The following is a 23,365-nucleotide window of genomic DNA, read 5'->3' on the forward strand; positions in this document are numbered from 1 at the left end:
TTTCACCCTGTAAAACATCCCCTTATGACTACTATTAATTGATATTTTGCATGAACCTCATCAGGCAGGTTGCTGTTTGAGCTCTTGTGGCTAATCCTGCAGGTTCCAGTGTTGTTAAAGTTGTTCCTGATATAAGGTCTTCAGATACGGCCCAACCAATACTTTCAACAGCCCATGAAGAAATTTTTGCTGTATCATTATATTTGCTTAAATCAGCAGGCTCTTTCATTATATATCCTTTATATGTTGCATAACGATAAAGGATAGCAGCCAACTGTTCACGAGTAATTTTATCATCGGGACCAAATGTTTCAGAATCATAGCCTTTGACAATTCCGTTTTCTTCACCCCACGAAACTGAATCATAATACCACGCATCCGTTGAAACATCATCAAAGCTGCTTGTTTTTGTAACTTCAGGCTGTTTCTCCATACGATACAGTATGGTGACAATCATACTGCGAGTTGTTTCAAGGTTCGGTTCAAATGCAAAAAGTCCCGTTCCAGACATTAATCCTTCAATGTTTACATATCTTACGGCATCATAGAACCAATCAGTTTCATCAACATCGCTAAACGAATTCTTCCACTCTTTATCAACAATTAATGCATACGGACTAAAATGTTCTGCTTCAAACACTATGCACCATATTCCTTCATTTTGTACCAATTCTGACTTCAAAGTAATAAGACTTTCATTATCTGTATAAACAACCTGTACATCATCCTTACAATCCAGCAGAGCTTCCGGCAGAGGTAAAGTTATTATTACCTTGTATCCGCTGTTAGGCTGAACCTTGTTATTTGTTCCCCTTGAATACAAACTTATGTCAAACGGATATACATCAAAACCTTCACCAACAAACTTGAAAATCTTATCTGACGCTTCTTCATCATCTGTAATTCTTAAGTCTACTGACTCATTGAATGCATTTTCCATATCTGCTGTTACTGTAATAAGTTCCGGATTATTAAGTAATGTGCTTGATACATCTTTTACCGAAATAGTATTTCGCTGAACGAATCCATCTCCGGAGCCGCCACTGCTTAACGGAGGCAATACAGTAAGTTTTCCGCGAACAAATTTTATATTGTAATTGTTGGAGGATAAGCCGGATATATTGATATCATATTCACCTTCTGCACTCCCTTTTGCATAGTCACAGTTAAATACTACCGTACCTTCCAAATCATTTATTGAATCATTTCCCTTGAATCCATATATGTTATATGTACATGCGGGTGGATTCTTACCGTAGTAAACACTATTGTCCTCAGCTGTTACAGTTAATTCAGCAGGTGTTATACTTAGCTTTCCGTTTACTAATATTACATTGTAGTTGCTGTTATTTCCGTCTCCATCATATGACAATAATATGTCGTACTCCCCAACATTGCTTGCTTCATCTGCTGCACATGTTATAGACGGTTCATTAAACAAATCATTAACATCAGTACCCAGCAAATTGTAGCTTAGAGTAAATTTCGGATTTGCTTCACCATATACCTTTTCTTTATGATCTGCTGTAATTATTATGTCGGCCTTATTAATTGACGCCCCAGCAGATAAGCTTCCTGATAATTCATAATACTCAGTATAATCATCATTTACGTCTATTAAGACATTATACGTACCTACATTCCTAAATACAGCTTCCTCTCCATCGGATTGATTGAAATATGTTATTTCTGCTATATTTTCAAAGGAGCTGTAGCATGTAGGTGTTGCCTTGATTGTCACATTTTGTTCTAGTCCGTTGTATGTCTTCATTGTATTGCTTATTGCTATATTAATTTGTTTTTTGTTTGTGGAAAAGGTTACAAATTCAGTCTGGTTCTTATAATTTCCGTCACCTTCCTTAGTTGCTGAAATTGTTACTGTACCAACTCCATTAATATAAACAATCCCGGAACCGCTTGTTATATCTGCATATTCGCTTCCTGACACCACATCCCAGGTGACATTTCCTTCTCCGTTTCCTCCATTTGCATATAGAGCAAAAGAGTCCTCGTATTCTATATATTTTGGAATTCCTGTAATTTCAAGAGCATATGTCTGATCCGCCTCAAGAATTGTTAGTGTTGCTCCTGAGGAATACCCCTCATAATTGTCGTTTAACGTTTCAATATATATGTCATATACGCCTGCTTCAATTGGTTCATCTACTTCATTGCCATTCTGGCTGTATGTAACCTTGTAGTCCACATCTTCCACTAATGATATTGCACTTGGTGTTACCACTGCATATTGAACAGAACCATTGTATATTTTTGTGTTGCTGATTATTGAATATGTTACTTCTTTTTTGCCTACTTCTATCGTTATACTGTTTGAAACAGCACTATAATTTCCGTCTGATTCCTTGGCAGCAGTTATTTCTGCACTGCCTGCTCCTTCTATTGTTACAACACCTGTAGAGCTGTTTATGCCTGCTACTGTTCTGTCACTGCTGCTCCATATTACGTCTCCTGTACCTTGGCCTGCAGCAGTGAGTCTGAAATCATCGTCTCCATATGTTATTGATGAAGGAAGTCCTGATATGACCAACTCTGAGCTCACAGGTATCATGTCTATATTTACTGTTGCATAAATTGTTGTGCTTTCAGGTTTATAATTTTCATTGTTCAAGGTTATACCTGTTACAGTCACTACCTTGTCCACTCCTGCATCAGCAGTAACCATAGAAGCTGATGTGTATCCGGCTGTCAAGCCTTCAATACCTGTCATAAGTTCCACTGAAACATCCTTATTGCCTTCTTCGTAAGATCTGTTTGTTGCAATTGCAGTTACAGTAATAGTCTTTGGCTGTACTGTAAATGATGTCATAGCAGTTTTAACATCAAAATTTTGAGCTGTGTTGGTTGCTTTTAAAATAACTTCTCCAACTCCTGTTATATTAACAAGACCAGTAGCAGAATCTACAGTGGCATTTCCGGATACAATTTCATAGGTTGTAGTTCCATCAATATTTTCAACCGGATATACTGTAAATGTATCTGAATATTCTACAGTCTGTGGTATACCACCTACTCCAAAATCTATTTGATCTGCATTTGAAATGATAAATGTTCCCTCTGCACTGCCTTCATAATTACAGTTTAAAGTTGTAACAACTATACTGTAAACGCCAGGTTCAACAGCGCTACTGACTAAAGTATCGTCCTGATAGTATTTTATTGAAAAATCTAAACCTGCTGTTAATCCAGCTACATCACAAGTAACATCAGCAAACTGTGCGAGACCAATGTAAGTCTTATAGTTATTTGTGATAGCATATGCAACATGTTTCTTATTGACTGTTATTGTCATAGAAGCATATTGAACGTCATAATTTCCATCAGATGCTTTTGTTGCAGTAATTGTTGCTGTGCCAACCGAATTGATTGTCACATATCCGTCAGCTGAAACCGATGCCGCATTTGGATTGCTGCTTGTATAAGAAACGGCTCCCATTCCGCTGCCGCCTGACGCAGTAAGCATAAATGATTCGTCTCCATAAGTCTTGGTTAATTCACTTCCTATAGAAAAGCCTGCCCCGCTGGCCGGCAGTATAGTCAGAGTTCCCGGCGCTGATGTGGTTTGCGATGTATAATTCAACGTATTTTCAATCGTTGCTTTAACATAATAAATGCCCGCATATACCGGTGCCTGTCCATTTGCAGCTGCTCCGCTGTTTCCAGGTGTAGTCAAAGTAGTGCATGCTGTGTCTGTATAATATGTATAAGAGATATTACCTGGAGGCGTCTCTCCCGGCACGCCAATAACAACAGCCGGTTCAATGGTTATAGCATTTCCTGTATATGCACTTGTTTTATTCTCTAAACTTATTATCGGATCAGCTAAAGTAATCTCACCGGATGCCGATAATATATATGCAATATCATAATTGGTTGTTGTTTCAGTATTCAGCTGATCATACACCTTGCATGATGGAGTCAATGTCTTATTGGTTCCGACATTCTTGTCATCAAATTCCTGGACTAATACGGCATTATCTTCATTAGCTAATGTTCCCTCCAGTATAGTTGGTATCACATCTGAAGTGGCTGTTCCGTCATAAACCTTGTTATCGGTTACTGCTTGAACTGTTATTTGTCTTTTATCTATGGTAAAATCAGCAGTATTATATGTTATATTGTAGTTTTTCAAGGCATCAGATGGATTCAATACTGAGCTGATGGAATAAGTATTTACAGATTCACCTGTTGTTCGACTGTAGGAAGCTGTTATACTATCTTGAGCAAGAAAACCATTAAGTACTCCGTCCAATGCAGGGTCAGCTTCACCATATGCCTTTACTTTATCATTAGGAGTTACTGATGCATCTTTTTTATTAACAGTAAAAATTCTTGTTACATCTGCAGCCGGAGCATAGTAGTCATTGCCGCCGTCAGATACTGTAATATCTGTAGTTCCGGAACCAATTATGGTTACAATACCATCAGCATCAACAGTTGCAACATTTAAGTTCGAGCTCGTATAACTTAATGGAAGGTTTGAGTCTGATGTTGCATTCAATGAAAATGGTTCATCTCCATAAACTTTTGCTTCAGGCTGATTATATATTATTGCATTTGCAAAATCAGTAAAAACAATATTAAAAACAGAAGAGTCAGCACCCATTATTGCTGAGGCATTGTTTCCGACAAAAGCTCCGTCACTGAATGATATAATTAAATTTTCTATACTGTCAGTTTCATGATGCTGAGCTGCGCTTCCAGAAAAGGAAAGTTCAGCAGTTTTTTCACCTGTTTTAGTTATTACTGCACTCAATCCTGCAGGCAGATTTGTTATTCCATATTCTGTTATTGTATCTCCTATGTTTCCATTGAATGTATCGCCATACAATGTGATTTGAGAATTTGTAACGATAGAGCCGTTATTTTCGGAAGACTCATCAAAAGTATAATTACTGAATATAATAGAAGTAGATTCAGGTGGCGGAGGTGCTGATGTGTCCTTTGGGATAGGTTCAAAATTCACTCCGTTTTTTAATGTTGTACCTCTCCAGTCATCTAAAAAAAGATATGGATTATATGCTGTGTCATCCAAATTATATACTGCAAATCCAAGACGATATGTTCCGGGATAAATTGCCTTGAATTCTGCAAGCTGCCAACCTGTGCTTCCGTAACTTCCTGTAGAATAATTTCCTGTTCCAGCAACAGTTGCGCCCAATATAGAGACTTCACTGTAATACCCGTTTATGATAGGCTGTCTTGAAGGATCATCAATATTAACCAAGGAAACCAAGGATGCATCATTAAAAGGCTCATAGTCCGTAGACACATAATTCCATCCCATTGTAAATTCTTCGCCTGCACTCAATTCAATATCTCTGTAGATGTAGGTTGTATTTGTAATATTAGGAAATAATCCTGTAATATAGTTTCTGCTTTCTGCAGACAATGAGAGAGTGTCTGCCATATTACCGAATGCACCTTCTGCTCCTGCCGGAACCAGTTCAGCCATTTGTTCATACCTTGGCAATATTGTCCAAACATTGACGTCGGTATTAATGACTGATTGTGTTTTTAGTGTAATCAATCCGTTTACATTCCATTTGCTTAAGTCATTCTCAAATCCCATGTCTTGAATTTCGCCATATGAGAGATTTGCAGAAGACAAAAGGAGTGAAACAATTAAAATTAATAGAAAAATTCTTTTGCTTTTTATCATTCCTTCCAATCACCGTCCTATAAATTTTAGCAGTTTACAATAAACGTTTTCTAATATTCCTTCCAATCGTACTACGTTTATCAAAACCTTGCTGTTACATCTTTCAACCTTTTTTATTATATAAAAAATATACTGTCATATCAAGAATTAATATCTATTTTTGTCATAAATTGTAATTTTTTAGAAATAAAAAACTGATTAAGATTATTCATCATTAATCAGTTCATAACAGTCCTTGTCCCTAAGTAGCATTATCCTCCGCTTGGTCTTCTATAAATTTGAGTATGCTTGAACCCACAGGCGGACATCCCTTGCAGTAGGGCAGTCCCTTTCCCGCATGGCCGGCGCAGTTTCCCACCAGCACAAGACATTCTCTGATAAGGTCCTCATCCTTCAGATCTTTGCCTGTTGCCAGAACAAGCCTGTTGTTGTCGTCAAACTTGCTGCCGTGATTCTTGATGAATGCCATTATGGTTGCGCTGCACGCACTGCATGTCCCTTTTTCAACCACATCAATGTACGGATAAAGGTTCGATAGCCTTGTCATATCAGCTGTCTGAAACTTCTTAGCATACTTGAGATAATCTTCGGGCTCTGCTGCAATATCATCCAAAGACGCTGTGCCGCATCTTTCCCGAACAATACTGACATGAGAAACGCAAGAAGGGTCCATGCCCATCAGGGACATCCCCACGTAATCTGCAGCTGTTGGATCCTTGCTGGCAACCACCAGGTCCAGGTCTATGGTGCTTCCCACTGCAGGGCCAAAGCCCTCCATGCAGGTAGTACCATCCAGCACCACGTAATCCGGTAGGAGCACCGTAGACATGTCGCCTATTCCAATGTCCAGACACTTACCCTTCTCAGGCTGGGGATTGGGCTTATCAATCCTGTGCAGAATTGTTTTTTCCATGCGATAGAGACAGCCTTTCATGTTCTTAATTCCCAGGGTCGCTCCGGTGTACATGTGAGTTTTGACAACCGGCATTGACACCACGAAATCCACCTGGAACGGCAGGGAGCTGAAGCGAAGCCTATCAACCATTATGCCGTTTTCAATTTCCTTTGTTACAGGAGGATAATCATCAAGGTTTACAACTGTTACATTCTCATCGTTGCAAACCCCGGTTATGCCAGCCATCTCCATTGCCTCCCGGACATCAACTCCCCAGAGGGCACCGTCCCCAACAAGTATTTCACCGGCTTCCTTTTCCTTAAAGAAGCGGATGACTCCCCTGATTACTTCCGGCGATGTGCACAATGCCGTATTGGCCTCTCCCTTTCTGCCTGCGTTAGGCTTTAGGAGCACTCTTTTTCCCTTCGCATCATCCACGAATACTCTATTGATGGCATCATATGCCATCTGTGCCGGTTCATAACCATGTTTTATTGATACCAGCTGCTTCATCCTATCACACCCTTGCTGTTGAAAAATTTTATTTCAGAACGCCCTTTTCTTTGTAATATTTAGCTGCTCCGTCATGCAATGGAATGTCAGCCAGGTTTTCAACGGCATCCTCGATTGCTAAATTCTTTATTGCATTGTGGGTACCTTTTAAGGAATCCATGTTTTCCCACAATACCTTTGTCATTTCGTACACGGTTTCTTCAGGCACACTCTCATCCACAAATATGGTAATAACTATGCTGGTTGTTGCTATGTCCTCAGTCTGTCCCTCATAGGTTCCTGCAGGAATGACGTCCTTGTTGTACCACGGATATTCGCTTGTGAGCTGTTCAATAACATCTTCGTCCAGAGAGATCAGCTTGCCGCCTGCAGTTGCACAAATTTCAGTTACTGCAGATGTTGGGATGCCGGCTTGAATCCAAGCGCCGTCCAACTGCTTGTTTCTTATGAGGTCGATAGCTTCAGTAAAGCTTACAAATTGTGCGTTAAAATCGTCAGGGTACTTAAGGCCTGCTGCCGTAAGATGAAGTTTTGTCTCAACCTCCGGTGTGCTTCCCGGTGCTCCCGGTGCAAAAACCTTGCCTTTTATGTCCTTCAGTGTTTCAATGCCAGAATCCTTTGAAACCACCACTTGATTGTAGTTTGAATACAGCGCTGTGAGAATTCTCATTCCTTCGTATTGCTTGCCTTCAAATACACCTTTTCCGTTCTTCTGGTCGCTCAGTATGCTTGTTACTGCAACTCCCATCTGAGCTTCTCCGGTTGCCACAAGTCCAAGATTCTGAACACCGCCGTTTGAAGCCTCTGCAGAAACAGTCAATCCTTCTATTTTTTCAGTCCAAAGGTTAGCCATGGCGGCACCTATGGGATAAATCGCTCCGGATGTGGAAGCTGTTGGGAACTTGAGGTAGATATTTTCTTTTTTGTCTGATGAGCTGCCGCTGTTGCTGCAGCCTGCAAGAAGACTCATAACCATAACCAAAGATAAAACTAATGCAACTGACTTTTTCATTTCTTTTCTCCTTCTAATATAATTTTTTTGTCATTATTATTCAAATACAGCTGATAAAGGGTAATGATGGCAACCATGGCAACTCCAATAATATCAGTGCCGCCCCCCGGATGAATCATCAACAGCCCTATTGCTATAAAAATAATTCTTTCCACAAATCCACTTTTTCTCAGGTACCATCCCTGAGTTCCTGCTGACAGGAATACTATTCCTACTGCTGCTCCGATTATGGCAATTACAATCTGCAGCATTCCGGTGCCTTCAGGTGCCACACCCAACAAAAGGATAGGGTTAAGCAGGAAGAAGAAAGGCAGAAGGAACCCGGACAGTCCCACCAGGCAGGCTAAAATTCCAGTCTTGGTAAAATCTGATTTTGCAATACCCGAAGCCACGTATACAGACATAGCCACAGGCGGCGTAATATTTGACAAGGATGCATACATGAGGCAGAACAGATGCGCCGGTATTGGCAGTGAACCAACCTGAACCATTACAGGCACTGCAACTGCCGTAACTATTACGTAGGCAGCAATTCCCGGTACACCCATGCCAAGTACGATGCTCATGATGGCAACCATGATGCCCGCCTTCAGAAGTTCCCCCGGTCCAACAACCCTCAGCATTATGTAACCGAATTTAAGTCCAAGGCCCGTAAGGGATACGGTACCTACAATAAGGCCGATGATGACGCAGCTTACCCCTACGCTAATGACTCCTCTGACACCATCCTCGCAGGCTTTGATTATAGTCTTGAGATCCATTCTAGTGTGTTTTCTCAGCCAGCTTGAGCCTATGGTGACGAATATGGATATAACGCAGGCAAACAACGGTGTGTATCCCATACCCATAAAAACGAGAAGCGATACGAGCGGAGCAACCAGATGCCCGTCATTTTTCAGAACCTTCAGTGCATCAGGAATATTTTCCTTGTCAATGCCTTTCAGTCCAAGTTTCTTTGCTTCAAAATGAACTGCCATGAGCATTCCGAAATAGTACAGTACAGCAGGTACCACTGCAGCCGCTACAACGACTGAATAAGAAACACCCAAAAACTCAGCCATGAGGAAAGCAACAGCACCCATTACCGGTGGAAGAAATTGCCCCCCTGTTGAAGCCGCTGCCTCAACTGCTCCTGCAAATTCTGCCTTGTAGCCTGTGTCCTTCATCATGGGTATAGTAATTATTCCCGTGGTTGCCACGTTGGCAACAGCAGATCCGTTTATCATTCCCAGAAGACCGGAAACTACCACAGATACCTTTGCAGGTCCTCCTGCCGATCTTCCCACCAATGCAAGGGAAATGTTGTTTGCCAGACGGCTGAAGCCGCTTAGATTCAGGAATGATCCAAAAATTATAAATACAAATATATAAGTTGCCGAAACACCAATTCCGCTTCCGAAAATACCCTGGCTTCCCCAAAACATATGACCTATAATTCGGGACAGGGAGAATCCTCCGTGGCCCAATGTTCCCGGCACCATCCTTCCCAGGAAGTTATATGCCATGAACAATGCAGAAAGCCACACAAGTCCGCCGGTTGCTCTTTTTGCCGCTATGAATACCAGAATGATTGCAATAAAACCAATAATATTTTCAAAATCCGATACAAAGCCGCCGGTCAAAGCTATTCTGTTGTAATTGAGAACAAAATATGTAAACACAAACAATGTGCCTGCTATTAAAATAAAATCAAATATTGATGGCTGTTTTCTCTTTCTGTTTTCTTTTCTGAAAGCCGGGTACAGCAAAAAACAAAATACCAGTAGAATAGCTGCATGTATTGCCCTGAATGTTATAGCCTCAATGGTCCCTATGGTTGTGTAATATAGCTGGAATACAACCCACAGCACAGAAAGCACCGTGATAATATTTTTCCATAGTCCATGATAATCCCTTACCCTGCTTTCGGTATCTACCTTTTCCACTAACTGCCTTGCTTCCATATCAAGCTGTTCTTTTTCCTCCGGAACCAATTCTTCCAGAGAATCTCTTAAGCTTACTCCCTCTTTATTATTTTCATCCTTCTTCAAATAATCACCTCCGAATTTATTCAGGAATTTGGAAATTAATAATCTTTGCCGCAAAAGCCGCTTATGCCATTATAACATAAAAGTATGCAAAATCAAGCACTTTAGTAGTTTATCCACCCTGCTGTATGCATTTTGTATTCCAAAAATGCATAAAACAAATTTTGTGTTTGCCTGTTCAGGACAATGGCAGATGACGTGGGGGATGACGTGGGGACGGGGTTCCTGTCATATTTGTGTCAACAACTCCGTCCCCTTGACAAATCGTCCCCTTGACAAATGACAAGTTATCTTTATATACAAAACAAGGGGAGATCCCATTTTATTTCCGGGTTCTGCCCTTGTAAAAATCATCTTTAAAATTATGTCAGTTTTTTGGGTTTACACAAAACTTGAAACGGTCTCTAGGTTAATTCTAAATTTTTACTTTCTCTTTTTTGACGATTGTTAAAAGGCTTATTAAAGTGATTCTTTTTTTGTTTAACAAATATATTAAATATTTTAAAATTTATTATTGACAATTCTTAGCTGGACTTGTCACCCCATATCGCCCTTAGTTTTTTGATATTCTCCATATCACGCCGGTATTAGGCAACATAAGATTTGGATTTGTAGGACTGGACCTACCATAGTCCAAAACATACATTGCTCCATCAGGTCCAAAAACAACATCCCAAGGTCTTTCAAATCCTCCTCCCCCTGTAACCGAGGCTCCGAGGCCAGATCTGTTTATGGCAAAAACACTTGTGCTTCCGTCTGTCATATTAATTCTTAAAATTCTTCTTCCAACTCCAGGCAGAGGATATCCGCCTGTACTAACAGGATAAATACTACCCGATTCAGCTACATAAACATCTCCATATGGGCCAAAATCAGCATTGTAATTAAAATCAAAGCCTTTTAGTCCTGAGTGTGGTTCAATCACAGCCAGAGGCTTTGGTGGAATCATAGGGTGTTCTGCCATCAGGAATTCCGGCTGAGGGCCAACATCTGGCCTGAATTGTGGTAATGTAACCGGTAATCCTGCAGAATAATCAGGAAAGCCATACCAAACTCCTTGTATTATTAATAAAAATTCTTCGGGAGCATCTTTAATAGGCCTGCTTCCCCTGTCATCATAGGCATTATTCGTAGTATACAATCTATTGAATCTGTCAAATTTTAGTGAATAAGGATGTCTTATCCCCCAAGCATACATCTCAAGATTCGCACCATCCAAATCTGCTCTCATAATGCTACTGGTTGGCCTTAAACTTCCGTATGCTATTGCATTTGGTCTGTTTGGTATTCCAAATGGGCGAAAGGCTCCGGTAAATGCATAATCACTTGGTGAATATGATAAGAAATTATATGTTACAAAATTTTGTCCAATCAGCTTAATATCTTCAGCTGGGAAATCATGATAAAGCGGATACTGAGCAGCCCAAATATTATCCATACCAACAACTCCCGAATTAGTTACAGAACCAATGCCAAAGTACATTTTTCCATCTGGTCCGAAAACTACTTGGCTGTTTTTATAATCACCCCTTGTTGGTAGACCTGTTAATAAGTTACGTCTCGCACCGTCAGCTCTAATAACAGTTATCACTCCATCATGAGAAACATATATGTCTTTATTAAGTATATTAACCCCTCTAAGTGGAACATTAAAGCCTTCTGCTACAACTTCATAACCATTTTCAACAAGTCGCATAACTCTTGCATTTCCATCTATCTCTCCAGATTCTCCCACTATAATATCACCATTTTCATCAAACACCATGCTTACAGGTGCATTTAACCCTTGCGCAAAAACTTCTATAGTGTAGCCTGGTAATAAATATATATCTAAAGGATTAAGATATCTTCGAGTAACATTAGGTCCGTTAACACTCATTTACTAACCTCCATTTTAATATATAAATAATATATTCTTAAAAAATGGTGTGGTGTTAGTATATAAGTATGGACACGAAAAATTTACTCGGTCACTGTCACCCTTATAAACTTAAAGAAGCACTATAGCAACGATGATGGTTGCCAGAAAACCTGCTGCTACAGGAATTATGTTTTTGCTTACAAGGCTGCCGGGATCCACTCCGCTGATGGCTGCCACGGGAATTACGCCCCATGGTATTATGGTTCCGCCTCCCACCCATATGGCAGTTATCTGACCTAGGGCCGCAAGGCCTTCCCTGCTTATGCTGATGGCACTTGAAAATGTCTGTGCCAGCGAACCAACCAACGGGAGTCCGGAAAATCCTGAACCGTCAAGACCGGTAATTCCGCCGATGACAGCCTGTATGATGACAACGGGAGCCTTTGAGAGAGGAACCCTGTCAGCCAGATACATCCCGATGTCCGTCAAGAGACCTGTTGCACCCGGACCAAGTATCTCCTTTGCAGTTCCTTCACTTCCAAGGAAGAAGAACGCGCCTATTACAATAACCGGAGCAAATATCTTTATTCCAAACATAAATCCGTCTTTTATATATTCTGTAACCTTCTCGCAGGATTTAACTAGCTTATGTTCTATTACAGCCACCAGAGACATTATGATGACAGATGTTCCGCCAACAAGCGCCGTGGCGTCTCCTCCCCTCAGCTTGAATTTATACATCACAAAAGCATCTATGATGAATGCCAACGGCGTGATTATTGCCACAAATTTTGCACTGAGAGACGGCTCTGTCGCTGCATTGGAATCCACATGATCAACGGTTAATGCAGCCTCACCCTGGTCAGATTTTTTCAAATCTCTTTTCATCATTATGAAAGCCGTGATTACCGTTACGGTGCTCATGGTTATCCAAAGAGGCAGACTCGCACTTGTTATGGGACCTGCATTTGAAAGTCCGGCTGCCTTCGCGGTTATTTCCGGTGCTCCCTGTATGAAATAGTCACCGGACAGAGCTATGCCATGTCCGAACAGGTTCATTGCAGATGCAGCGTAAACTGCAGGAAGCCCTGTTTTTTTCGCTGCAGGAAGCATGATGGCTCCAACCAGGGCTACCGCTGGTGACGGCCATACGATGAATGACACGGTCATCATTACGAATCCCAGAATCCAGAAAGCTATCTCCCTGTTTATCATTACCTTTTTTATGGGTCTCAGCATCAGCTCATCGGCGCCTATATCTCCGAGGGCCTTTGACATGGCCACCACCAGGGATATTATGACAATGATGCCCAGAAATTCCTTTCCTGCCGCTATCATGGCATTGAATATAACCTGTATTGCTGCTATCAGGCTGCCTGTGGACGCAAATCCCATCAGAAACAATCCTATTATGCAAGGCAAGACAGTATCCATTTTTAAAGTCATGGTCAGCATGATTACCAGAATCATGCCGATGTAAATATAGTGAAGTATTCCAAGTTCCATTTTAAGCCCTCGCTATAGTCAATTTTTTATAATGCATTTGCAAATATATCTTTCATGCCGCACTGTTCAACGCGCTTTGACACCTCTGCAGCATCAGTACTGTACAAACCCAGCTCTTTCATTCTCTCAAAATATACGGAACCTGAGAATGTATATTTCTTCGTCATCCCCTCCGGCTTGGACATCCTTTCCTTAACGTATGCAATGGCATCGCCTGTTGCAAGCTTTTCCGGAATTGAAATTAGTTCCATGTCAAGGGCATATCTTACGCTGTTATTGCCTGCCAGTGTTCCCGTTACGATCGCTTCTGTGTGGCCAACCAGCAGCCCGGCCTTTTCACCGCCGCAGAACAGATTTTCAGCACCTTCGACCTTAAGATGGTTGTCCCTGGGTGCCATGGCAAAATATCTCATGGAGTTTCCTTTTCCGCCTGCATATGGATCTTCAAACCTGGCATTTTCAAAACCCGGAATTTTCCTGAGCGTCTCCAGGTTGTAGTACGGCGTCATGAGCTTTGCATGGCCCGTATCCAGCAGCACTATGTTGTCCCTGAATTCCGGAAGTGCATACTGCTGACAGGCCTTAACACCCAGATGGTCTTCAACAAGCTCCATGGGAAGAGGAATGACAGCCACGCCTTTCTCATTGAGGTCCTTTTGAATTTCCTCAGAAAGTGATTCCTTGTAAAGCTTGCAGGACCCGCTCATTGCACCTATGGACCCGTCTGGCTTTGCACCCATGGATTCCTTTATGCCTGCAAGGCCCGTCAGACTCACTCTTCCTCCGAAGCTCGGGCATCTCAGTATGCACATGGCGCATCCGTTGCCGTACTTGATACAATTGTTCATGGGTCCCGCAGTTCCTGTTGCATCTATAAACACATCACCTTCAAACATGTTGCCTTCAGAATCCTGAACCCCCAGAATTCTTCCGTTGTCAATTGATATGCCGCTAATTCTCATATTGAAGAATATCTTAATGCCCATGCCCTCCATATGTCTCATAACCTCACCCGGTGTTTTACCCACATCGTAAAGGTTCGCATGCTTGTGTCCCGGGAACTCTATATTGGTATGTCTTGAACTTCTGTCACAGATTTCAAAAAGATCGCCGCATCCCATTGCAATGATTTCCTCGGTTGCAGTGTATCTTCCGTTGTTTCTCATGATGCCTCCTACCAGGCCCGTGCCCAGAAGCATGTCAGTTCTTTCCAGAACAGTCACTTCAGCTCCTGCCTTTCTGGCGCTTATGGCTGCTGCACATCCTGCCCAGCCGCCTCCAACAATAATTACTTTTGTCATATTCATCCTCCGTATTTTGATTATCAGAACAATAAAAAACAAGACGATAGAAATCCTGATCGCCTTGTTCAAAAAAATAATAGCAAAAAAACGCCTGTACAAAACGATAGCTCTCCACCTCAATAGGTGACAGTCGCAGAACTCTTAATTCTGAAACCAGGTAATGGATTCAAGAGAAAAATCCACCCTTCGGGCCCTTCCCCTTTCAGCAAGAATCCACGGTATCTCTAATACCTCAACTTGCCTACTCTTGTCAGGACCGCCTCTATCCTCTGATATTTAATTAGGACGATTATAACTTAGTTTGACGAATTATGCAATATAGTATTTATAAAAATTATAAGTATTTCTAAAATATTAAATTAACAAAGAGTTTGCTATATATGCAAAGACAGCCTTGCAAAGCATTCATCAATAAGTCTGGACAATAAAAGCCTTATGAGGTAAAATAAGTAAAATGACAATCGCAGCTGATCATATGTAGCAGCAGATGCATGTTAATGCAATAACAATTGATGGCGGAGGTAAATTCATGGATAAAAATGAGAATACTATTAACAGCGGTCTGACAATCAGAAACTTCACTTCAGAGGATGTTGATTATGTAATAAAAGGTCATCACATGATGTATGAGACGGAATACGGCCTGACAACTGATGTGTGGAAGTCATACGTGGAAGATGCCGTATATGATTTCATCGATCATTTTGATAAGGAAAAAGAATGCATGCTCATTCTTCACCATGACAGAGCTGCTATGGGAAGTGCCGCCATAAGGCATGCAGACGACAACAACGCTCAGTTCAGATTTTTCTTGATCGAACCTGAATTAAGAGGCAAGGGAGCCGGTCATCTGCTTTTTGACTCGGCTATGGACTTTTGCAGGAAAAAAGGATACAAGCATGTGTTTTTGTGGACATTCAGCACCCTGTTCGCTGCGAGACACCTGTATGAAACCAAGGGCTTCAGGATAACCGAGACCCATGAAAACAACGAGTGGGGAACAGAAAAATTGGTAGAAGAACGATGGGATATGAATTTATAAATTGCGCTGCACGCCGCAAAAAAGCCACCGGCTGTTCGACAGCCTGTGGCTTTTTTATCAGTTCTTGTTGTACAAACTCATATAGTATGCTTTCTTGACTTCCTTTTCATCCTGGTAGGCTTTCTGCAGTATACCTATTATTTCAGTGTCCCCTTCCAGCTTTTCAAGTTCTGTTTGTAATGATGCAAGTACATTGGACACTTCATCGTCACACTTTTTTTCAAGTTCGGATACATAGTTAAGGTTGTTCAGAACAATTTTATACTTGGCATCATCGTTCTGTTTTTCTTTGGGCAGACTGCTGTACTCCTTGAACACAGCCCTTTCAAGCTCTCCAAGCTTATTTACGTACTTTGCTTTAAGTGCATACATCCTGCTGACGCTTTCCCCTACGACTGCATCAATTTCGTTTGTATTGTCGTTTTTAGAAACAGCAACCGGAGCAGTGCTTTTATAGGATATACCTGTCACATCATCGTCCCTCATGTAATCCACGGGAAGGTTGTATTTCTCAGCCACATCCTCCAATGAAATCTCTCCGCTCAGAAGTTTTTCCTCATCCTCTGCACTCATGTCGGCCACCTGCACTGATGTGTACTTTTCAACCTGAGTCTTGAGTTTTTCTCTGTTCTCGTTCATTTTAACAGCCAGATCTTCAGAAGAGGAGTTCATTCCGCTTATTAGCGCAGAAATGTTGTCGCCATAGTAATATACAACTACTCCTGCCGCAGCTGCAATTAAAATCAGCAATGCAATAAGTACTTTAACAACCTTTTTCATACGTATTCCTTCTATTATAATTTATTAATGTACCGTGTCATCAAGAGTGAACCTACGGGCTCCCTCCTACTGTTCATGTCAGGCTCCACCAATCACTAATTCCTAGTATTCCACATCCGGGAAGAAAAATTCCTGAAGTATCAACAAATCCTTGGTGGCATTCCTGATTTGTATCTCATACTTCAACTCTACGCGTTCATCTTCACTGAGCTTTTTATACTTATTATAAGCAGCTTCAGCAGCAGCTTCATAATCGTGTGTATTGTCAGCCTGGTAAGCGTTCATGTTGTAGATTATATCATCAACTATTTCCTTCTGTGCATCCGTAGTGAGGTTTTTCATAACATCCATGCTCAGTTCATCTATAACCCTGTCCATGGTTTCATAAAGCACTTCTTCAGAAATTCCGCTTTCAGAACCGGAACCCGATCCTGCACCTGAGCCTCCTGAAACCGGTTCCTCAACCACAGGCTCTTCAATCAGGAATTTTGCCAGTGCATCGCAGACTTCAGCCCTTGTTGCCTTTTCTACAGCCCTGAAATTTCCGTTTCCGTCAACAGTCATTATTCTGTTTGATACTACCCTCCTCACAAATCCTTCAGCCCATGGTGAAACTTCATCTGCTATGGCACTGTCAAGGGGCAGCTCCACAAGACTGTTTATTGAATCTATTATCTTGCACAGCTCCTGCCTCGTGATGTTGTCATTAGGTCTGAACGTTCCGTCAGGATATCCGTCAATGTATCCTGCAGCTTTTGCAGTCAGCACATTGCCATAAAACCAGTCGGATGCACTTATATCAGAAAAGGATAACTCATCGCCTGTCACTGTATATGAATATACCATGTTTGTTATCTTAACAAGCTCAGCTCTTGTTATGAACCCCTCCGGCCTGAAGGTTCCATCCGGATATCCGCTTATGATTCCTGCCTGGGAAAGCTTTATAACACTGCCGTATGCCCAGTGAGCTTCATCCAGGTCCGAAAATGCCGGCGATGAAGCTTCATCAGCAAAAACAGGCTGCACGCACAGCAGGATTATAATCATCGTCAAGTTTAAAAATCTGATTGTTTTTTTCATTGTTGTTCCCCGTTTCTGTTTTTGTAGAAAGGACGCCGAAGCGTCCCTATATTTTTCATTCCTAATTATCGATTCTTGTGATAGTAACTGTAGCAGTTCTGCTTCCTCTTACAGCCTCAATGTTAACGGTAGTTCCGTAGGTAGCAAAGAAGTTGTCTATTGTGCATCTAGCTGCATCAATGAGAAAGCTTCTCATTTCTTCCCTGTTCTTTGTAACGCCATTAACCTTAAATACAGGTTCAACATCATTTCCGTTATAAGCAACAGTCTTTGATATATCTAATAAGCTGAAGGTTTTTAAATCGTCATACTGATAGGCATTGATAATAGCCTTGATATCAGTCAAAGAAAGGGTGGAATCCGTTTCGCTGAATATTCCGTCAAAACCATTCACTATGAATGTGCCGGCCAGTTTATCCTGAATTTTACCAAGGCCTTCCACCGTGTTGACACTTATTCCGTTTATGGTCATGCCGCCTATTCTGTTGTTGATTTTTCCTGCAATGTCATTGATATTGGTATTATAAGTGCCCAATATATCCACAATCTCGCTTTTCAAAAACAAAGAAATATTATTTTTGCCTGTATAAGCTGATGTTGTCATCAAAGGATTGTATGATTTACCGTCAATTGATGCGGATATTGAAATTCTTGCTTCAGGATCAGGAGCAAATCCGCCTCCCCCGCCGCCAGTTGATTCAGCTATGGGAGCAGGAGCTGTTTTGACTCCGCTTCCTGTCAATGTTTCATTGATGGTCAGTGCGGGAGCGTACTTTATTCCGTCGGCATTGGCCTGCAGGGTTCCTATGGAACCTGTACCGGTAACGGTTATGGTCTTTTCGACAGTCAATTTGTTTATATCAGCATTATTTAACGCTATGTTTACTTCACCTACAATTTTTATATCTGTAAAATTACCTGTAAATGTCACTTCATTGTCGCCTGTAATGGAAATCTGAGCAATAATTCCCTGAGCATTTTCTCCTGCAATAATCACAGTACCTCTTGGGAACACAAGTCTAACATTGTCCTTTTCAACCAGCACGTTGACATACTTGACATTGTTGAAGTATATGGAGTTGAGTCCTCCTCCGAACACCCTTATGTCGCCCTTCATCACAATGTTTGTCAGGTGAACGTCTCCTTCGCCAACAGTCTTGGTAATAATCAAATCGCCTTCTACTGTCTTGTCCTTAAGCTCAGTTCCTGCCTTGTATATTACGACGTTCTTCGATTTTGAAACCATGTTATCAAGCATTGTCAATGCTTCAGCTCTTGTGAGTTTCTTTGACGGCATGAATGTTCCGTCGCTGTAACCTGATATGAAGCCTGCATCAGATGCAGCTCCCACAGCTTCAACAGCCCATGATGATATGCTGTTTTTGTCATTGAACTTCCCTGCGGCTGCAGCATTGCCGTTTAGATACTGAATTCTTGCCAAAATTGAAGCAGCCTGTTCTCTTGTTATGTAATCATTCGGTCCGAATTTGTCAGCCGAATATCCGGATATATAACCTATTTCCTGGGCAATGCCTACATAGTCATAGAACCAGTCATTGACTGTAACGTCATTGTATGACAAAACTCCTGCTGCGTTGTAATCGATAGTTCCGTTGACAAGCTTTACAAATTCGGCTCTTGTTACATTAGCATCCGGTTTGTAGCTTCCATCAGGATAACCGGAAACACGCCCTGCATCCATCCATTTCTGAATAGTTGCTTGTGCCCAATGCCCCTCATAATCCTTTGCTCCTGCCTGTTGTGTTTCTTCTGCAAATGCCATGCTTCCTGCTGCCAGGATCAGGCATAATATTATTGCAATAGTCTTTTTGATTTTGTTCATTCAAATTCCCCTTTCGTTATTAAGATTTTATTTATTAAATAGTTTTGACAGTAAACCCTTCCTGCCCCTGTCTAGCTTGGGGCTGTCAAAAAATTTATTCGATATTATGTTTTGCTGGTTTTCCTTAAAAATCCTGTCGGCATAACCCTTGCTGCAGGTTTTTACCACAGAAGTGTATGCTTCATCCAGATAAAATCCTCTCTTGTCCATATGGTGGACGTCTGATGCCACAAAGCTAATCAGCTGGTTTTTCAACAGATAATTCACAAACTTGTGGCTGTCCTTGTCTTCCTTGCTGATTACAGAAGAAGCATTGACCTGAAAATGGGCTCCTTCATTTAATATGTCTCCAACGAGCCTTTCGTTGTCAAACAGCGTCTCGTACCTCTCCGCATGGGCAATGACCGGTATGTAACCTTTCAGTCTAGCTTCGTAGCATATTTCCGGAATGTTTCGGGGGATGTCTATAAGGCTGAATTCCATGAGAATATAGTCTGAGCCTGCCAGGGTAATTATTGATTCATCGCAAAGCACCTCAAAATAATCGTTCCCCAGATACAGCTCACTGCCAAGGTGAAGCTCCACATTCAGATTTTCGGCTTTAACCGCTTCTGAAAGTGTTCTGAAGTTGTCTGTGATTGTTTCATAATTGTTTTTCCCGCCTCTTTTTAAGTGAGGTGTAAGGATTATATGGCTGACACCTTTACCTGCCTCATACCTGATCAAAGTCAGGGACTCGTCCATGGATGTAGCCCCGTCGTCTACGCCATATAAAATATGGCTGTGCATATCAATCAATTTATATTCCCCCAATCCCCGTTTTAATAATAGTAGTTGTAGTAGTATTTGTTTTGTTTAGTCACTGGCACTTTGTTCAGTATTGTTCCGATTATGTTTGCATTGACCTTTTTGAGGCTCTCGATGGTTTTCTTTGCAACTTCCCTTTCGGTTTCCGAAAATGCAATGGTAAGTATGACCGCATCGGAGTAGGAAGCAATGGTTATGGGATCGCTCACCAGAATCATGGGAGGGGTATCTAGAAATATGTAATCGTAATGTTTTTGAAGCTCTTTCACAAGCTCCCTGATGGCATTGGAATTAAGTATCTCATAAGGGTTTGACGGAATCTTACCTGCCGTCATAACATCAAGACCGGGATAAACATTATTTACATAGTTCTTGAAGTTATCCTTGTTCAACAACAGGTCAGTGAGACCTTTTCTGTTGGATAGACCAAACTGCTTGTGAATGGATGGCTTTCTCAGGTCGAAATCAGCCAGCAGTATCTTCTTCCCAAGGTCTGCCATGACAGTTGCCAGGTTGCTGATGGTTGTGGACTTGCCTTCATTCTCCATGGAGCTTGTGACCATTATGGTCCTGATGTTGCCGTCTATGTTTGCAAACTGAATGTTTGCGGCAACCTTTCTATATGCTTCCGTTATTGGCGACTTCGGACTGTCTTTTGCGGTGAACTTTTCCATGTGCTTTTACCCCCTGGTTGAAATTAGGTATGCTGCCTATGACAGAGACACCCAAGTATTTTTCGATATCCTTTTCTGATTTGATGGAATTGTCCAGATATTCCTTAAGAAACACTGCCAGCAGCACCAGCATCTCGCCAATCATTGCAGCAATGGCCGTGTTCATGATCTTGTTCGGCTTGATCGGTTCTAGCGGCATGTCCGCATAGTCAACCACAGCCACGTTGTCGGTCTTTGTGATTCTGACTATTTCCAGCGTGAACTCCTCCACAAGAGTGTTTGCGATGTCCATGGCAAGCTGAGGACTGGTGTTTTCCACGGAAACCTTCAAAATCTGAGTGTCCTTTACAGGAGACACTGTAATTGACTCATCATCGATTTCAGTCAGCCCCAAAGATACCCTGGTGTTTTCCAGTATAGTCTTAGACTTTGCCATTTCTGCATAGGTGTAAACCAAGCTCTTGCTCAGATTCACATCTGTAAGTTCCATTTCTTCATTGTCGGCCTTGTTCTGTCTTACTATGAGCGTGGTCGAAGACTCATACACAGGTGCAATCACATATATGCTCACTGCAGCTCCGATTGCTCCAAATATAATCGGAACTATCACAATGAGCCAAATGTGCTTCTTAACAATCTGCAAAATTTCCTTAAGCTCAATCACGTCATATTCTTCATCTTCGTACATAAAATTCTCCTTTTGATTTTTAAAATATGTCCTGTATTTAAAGCACATATTTTACCAACTCTTAACATTATAACATTTTGTTCCTTACCCAAACAAGTTTAGCTGGGCAGTTCTTTTCGAGCCGTTTCGACTTTATTCGACATGAGCAAGAGTTGTACCCAAGCATTAATAGCCTTCTGTTTCAAAATTTTAATTATTATTATGTAACTTTTTATAAGTTACTGAGTTATCAATTTTTCTAAATAAGCATTTTTATCTGGTAATGATGATATCTCTTCAAATTTAAAAACATCTTTTAATTTGGCATTTAATTGTACGATAAGCAATCAGAATTTCGACACTATTTAGTTGCTTATATTTAAGAAGTGGCATATATATTAATCTTTTCAGTTAATATTCTATACTTACCTAAATGTTCATACCTTTTCTTCTCACTTTCCTGTTCTTGAAGTGCAAGAAAAAATATCAAAATCATAAATCCATTCATCCAATACCAATGCATCTCGTTAATTCCAGTAACCAAGAAGAAAATTGGAAACAAAAGATATGCCATATATTTAGATTTTTTGAATAAATTCCAACCTTTCAAAAGCATTTTAAACCAAAATGTTACCAACCAAACTAGTCCGATACCTCCATATATATACATGAACCCAAATATGCCGTTATCAACTAGATAAATCTTACTATATAAACCCGCAGCAGTATATGCGGCATAGCATTCTTCGTGTGGATAGCCACCACCTAATAAAGGATGATTAGTTAATGATGACAAGTATAATGCTCTTCCTGATTCTCTAATACTTAAAGTGGAAGTATGGCTACTTGAATAAAAGAGTTCATTCAAAACATCTTGAACTAGTATTGTTTTAAAAAGGATTAAGAAAAAAATTGATGCAATTATAATATACATAAACTTTTTTTTAATTGAACCTTTAGCTATAAATGTTCCAATCATTATACACAGAATCAGTGCTATCGATGTTAACCGGAGCTTTTGAACAACCATAACCTCTAGTAAACATGTAATCAACAGCACACTAGATACTATTTTCTTTCTACCTTTTAACATAATAAAATTATCGAATTCCACAAAGTATAAAAGGTCTATCAAAATAGGTTGAAAATAATATCGAACTGTTCCATATCGAAGTCCTTGATCCACGTACAAGAAAGAAACGCTATCTGATAGTAGATATTGCCCAATAAACAAAACCAATTCAATAATACCAATAATTTGAATTACATATTTTATTCCTTGAATGGTAATCAATTGATAATAAAATGCTTTTCGAATAGGAAAATATAAAATCGCCCAAACTAAAAAAGTTCGTTGAACCTTAATTCCAAGACTTATATTCTGACCGTATAAGTTATAACTCTGCCATGAACTCAAGACTATAAGTATTATTGTACACAACATCCAAACAGCATACTCAAATTTAGGGTTTGGCTTTTTATACAGTATCAACCATATATATACTCCCCATGCTGATGCAAATATCAAGGCAATATCGTCGACTCCAATGCCAACAACTGATGAATCTGAGTCAATCAAATAAAAATATGACAGTCCTGTTGCTATAATGATAAACATAAAAATTAGTTGTTTTTTGAACCTTATCTTCATCTATGCTACTACTCCATTATAAA

At 40.7% G+C, this 23,365-nt stretch carries 15 protein-coding genes and 1 riboswitch; of the genes, 1 reads left to right on the top strand and 14 read right to left on the bottom strand.

The window, feature by feature from the left end:
• Positions 1-34: 34 nt before the first annotated feature.
• The 7 genes from AAGU76_RS07520 to AAGU76_RS07550 all read right to left on the bottom strand — a co-directional run bounded on the left by AAGU76_RS07520 (position 35) and on the right by AAGU76_RS07550 (position 14,816).
• Positions 35-5,680, bottom strand: a complete 5,646-nt coding sequence (locus AAGU76_RS07520; RefSeq protein WP_342484858.1) for an MBG domain-containing protein — start codon at positions 5,678-5,680, stop codon at positions 35-37.
• Between the two features lie 241 nt (positions 5,681-5,921).
• Complete coding sequence (locus AAGU76_RS07525; RefSeq protein ID WP_342484859.1) at positions 5,922-7,088, bottom strand: DUF362 domain-containing protein; 1,167 nt, start codon at positions 7,086-7,088, stop codon at positions 5,922-5,924.
• Between the two features lie 28 nt (positions 7,089-7,116).
• On the bottom strand, positions 7,117-8,100 hold the full coding sequence (locus AAGU76_RS07530; RefSeq protein ID WP_342484860.1) for a TAXI family TRAP transporter solute-binding subunit: 984 nt from the start codon (positions 8,098-8,100) through the stop codon (positions 7,117-7,119).
• The gene (locus AAGU76_RS07535) at positions 8,097-10,130 is read right to left on the bottom strand and encodes a TRAP transporter permease (RefSeq protein ID WP_342484861.1); all 2,034 of its coding nucleotides are present in this window, start codon (positions 10,128-10,130) and stop codon (positions 8,097-8,099) included. Before AAGU76_RS07535 ends, AAGU76_RS07530 begins: the two co-directional genes overlap by 4 nt.
• Before the next feature lie 550 nt (positions 10,131-10,680).
• Positions 10,681-12,006 carry a hypothetical protein gene (locus AAGU76_RS07540; protein ID WP_342484862.1) on the bottom strand — a complete coding sequence of 442 codons (1,326 nt, stop codon included), beginning with the start codon at positions 12,004-12,006 and terminating at the stop codon, positions 10,681-10,683.
• 111 nt (positions 12,007-12,117) lie between these two features.
• Complete coding sequence (locus AAGU76_RS07545; RefSeq protein ID WP_342484863.1) at positions 12,118-13,494, bottom strand: hypothetical protein; 1,377 nt, start codon at positions 13,492-13,494, stop codon at positions 12,118-12,120.
• Between the two features lie 26 nt (positions 13,495-13,520).
• Positions 13,521-14,816: an FAD-dependent oxidoreductase gene (locus AAGU76_RS07550; RefSeq protein WP_342485702.1), complete on the bottom strand. Its 1,296-nt coding sequence runs from the start codon at positions 14,814-14,816 to the stop codon at positions 13,521-13,523.
• Positions 14,817-14,894: 78 nt separating this feature from the next.
• Positions 14,895-15,071, bottom strand: a riboswitch (Lysine riboswitch).
• 256 nt (positions 15,072-15,327) lie between these two features.
• Here AAGU76_RS07550 and AAGU76_RS07555 point away from each other — a divergent pair.
• Positions 15,328-15,840: a GNAT family N-acetyltransferase gene (locus tag AAGU76_RS07555; RefSeq protein ID WP_342484864.1), complete on the top strand. Its 513-nt coding sequence runs from the start codon at positions 15,328-15,330 to the stop codon at positions 15,838-15,840.
• Between the two features lie 57 nt (positions 15,841-15,897).
• On the opposite strand, the gene AAGU76_RS07560 is transcribed toward AAGU76_RS07555, so the two are convergent.
• The 7 genes from AAGU76_RS07560 to AAGU76_RS07590 form a co-directional block, all read right to left on the bottom strand.
• Positions 15,898-16,620, bottom strand: a complete 723-nt coding sequence (locus AAGU76_RS07560; RefSeq protein WP_342484865.1) for a hypothetical protein — start codon at positions 16,618-16,620, stop codon at positions 15,898-15,900.
• Positions 16,621-16,722: 102 nt separating this feature from the next.
• Positions 16,723-17,700, bottom strand: coding sequence for an S-layer homology domain-containing protein (locus AAGU76_RS07565; RefSeq protein WP_342484866.1), 978 nt, complete (start codon positions 17,698-17,700; stop codon positions 16,723-16,725).
• A 61-nt stretch (positions 17,701-17,761) separates the two neighbouring features.
• Positions 17,762-19,543: an S-layer homology domain-containing protein gene (locus AAGU76_RS07570; protein ID WP_342484867.1), complete on the bottom strand. Its 1,782-nt coding sequence runs from the start codon at positions 19,541-19,543 to the stop codon at positions 17,762-17,764.
• A 27-nt stretch (positions 19,544-19,570) separates the two neighbouring features.
• A complete protein-coding gene (locus AAGU76_RS07575; protein ID WP_342485703.1) occupies positions 19,571-20,332 on the bottom strand; it encodes a CpsB/CapC family capsule biosynthesis tyrosine phosphatase in 762 nt (253 codons plus the stop codon).
• A 32-nt stretch (positions 20,333-20,364) separates the two neighbouring features.
• Positions 20,365-21,024 carry a CpsD/CapB family tyrosine-protein kinase gene (locus AAGU76_RS07580; RefSeq protein WP_342484868.1) on the bottom strand — a complete coding sequence of 220 codons (660 nt, stop codon included), beginning with the start codon at positions 21,022-21,024 and terminating at the stop codon, positions 20,365-20,367.
• On the bottom strand, positions 20,969-21,712 hold the full coding sequence (locus AAGU76_RS07585; RefSeq protein ID WP_342484869.1) for a Wzz/FepE/Etk N-terminal domain-containing protein: 744 nt from the start codon (positions 21,710-21,712) through the stop codon (positions 20,969-20,971). The genes AAGU76_RS07580 and AAGU76_RS07585 overlap by 56 nt, the downstream gene beginning before the upstream one ends.
• Positions 21,713-22,070: 358 nt before the next feature.
• Positions 22,071-23,342 carry a hypothetical protein gene (locus AAGU76_RS07590; RefSeq protein ID WP_342484870.1) on the bottom strand — a complete coding sequence of 424 codons (1,272 nt, stop codon included), beginning with the start codon at positions 23,340-23,342 and terminating at the stop codon, positions 22,071-22,073.
• Positions 23,343-23,365: the final 23 nt, after the last annotated feature.

Source organism: Sedimentibacter sp., from assembly GCF_038562225.1.
In the GTDB taxonomy this organism is placed as follows: Bacteria; Bacillota; Clostridia; order Tissierellales; family Sedimentibacteraceae; genus Sedimentibacter.

Coding starts and splice junctions, on each gene's coding strand:
- AAGU76_RS07520 (WP_342484858.1), bottom strand. CDS start 5,680: ATGATAAAAAGCAAAAGAATTTTTCTATTAATTTTAATTGTTTCACTC.
- AAGU76_RS07525 (WP_342484859.1), bottom strand. CDS start 7,088: ATGAAGCAGCTGGTATCAATAAAACATGGTTATGAACCGGCACAGATG.
- AAGU76_RS07530 (WP_342484860.1), bottom strand. CDS start 8,100: ATGAAAAAGTCAGTTGCATTAGTTTTATCTTTGGTTATGGTTATGAGT.
- AAGU76_RS07540 (WP_342484862.1), bottom strand. CDS start 12,006: ATGAGTGTTAACGGACCTAATGTTACTCGAAGATATCTTAATCCTTTA.
- AAGU76_RS07545 (WP_342484863.1), bottom strand. CDS start 13,494: ATGGAACTTGGAATACTTCACTATATTTACATCGGCATGATTCTGGTA.
- AAGU76_RS07555 (WP_342484864.1), top strand. CDS start 15,328: ATGGATAAAAATGAGAATACTATTAACAGCGGTCTGACAATCAGAAAC.
- AAGU76_RS07560 (WP_342484865.1), bottom strand. CDS start 16,620: ATGAAAAAGGTTGTTAAAGTACTTATTGCATTGCTGATTTTAATTGCA.
- AAGU76_RS07565 (WP_342484866.1), bottom strand. CDS start 17,700: ATGAAAAAAACAATCAGATTTTTAAACTTGACGATGATTATAATCCTG.
- AAGU76_RS07570 (WP_342484867.1), bottom strand. CDS start 19,543: ATGAACAAAATCAAAAAGACTATTGCAATAATATTATGCCTGATCCTG.
- AAGU76_RS07575 (WP_342485703.1), bottom strand. CDS start 20,332: ATGCACAGCCATATTTTATATGGCGTAGACGACGGGGCTACATCCATG.
- AAGU76_RS07580 (WP_342484868.1), bottom strand. CDS start 21,024: ATGGAAAAGTTCACCGCAAAAGACAGTCCGAAGTCGCCAATAACGGAA.
- AAGU76_RS07585 (WP_342484869.1), bottom strand. CDS start 21,712: ATGTACGAAGATGAAGAATATGACGTGATTGAGCTTAAGGAAATTTTG.
- AAGU76_RS07590 (WP_342484870.1), bottom strand. CDS start 23,342: ATGAAGATAAGGTTCAAAAAACAACTAATTTTTATGTTTATCATTATA.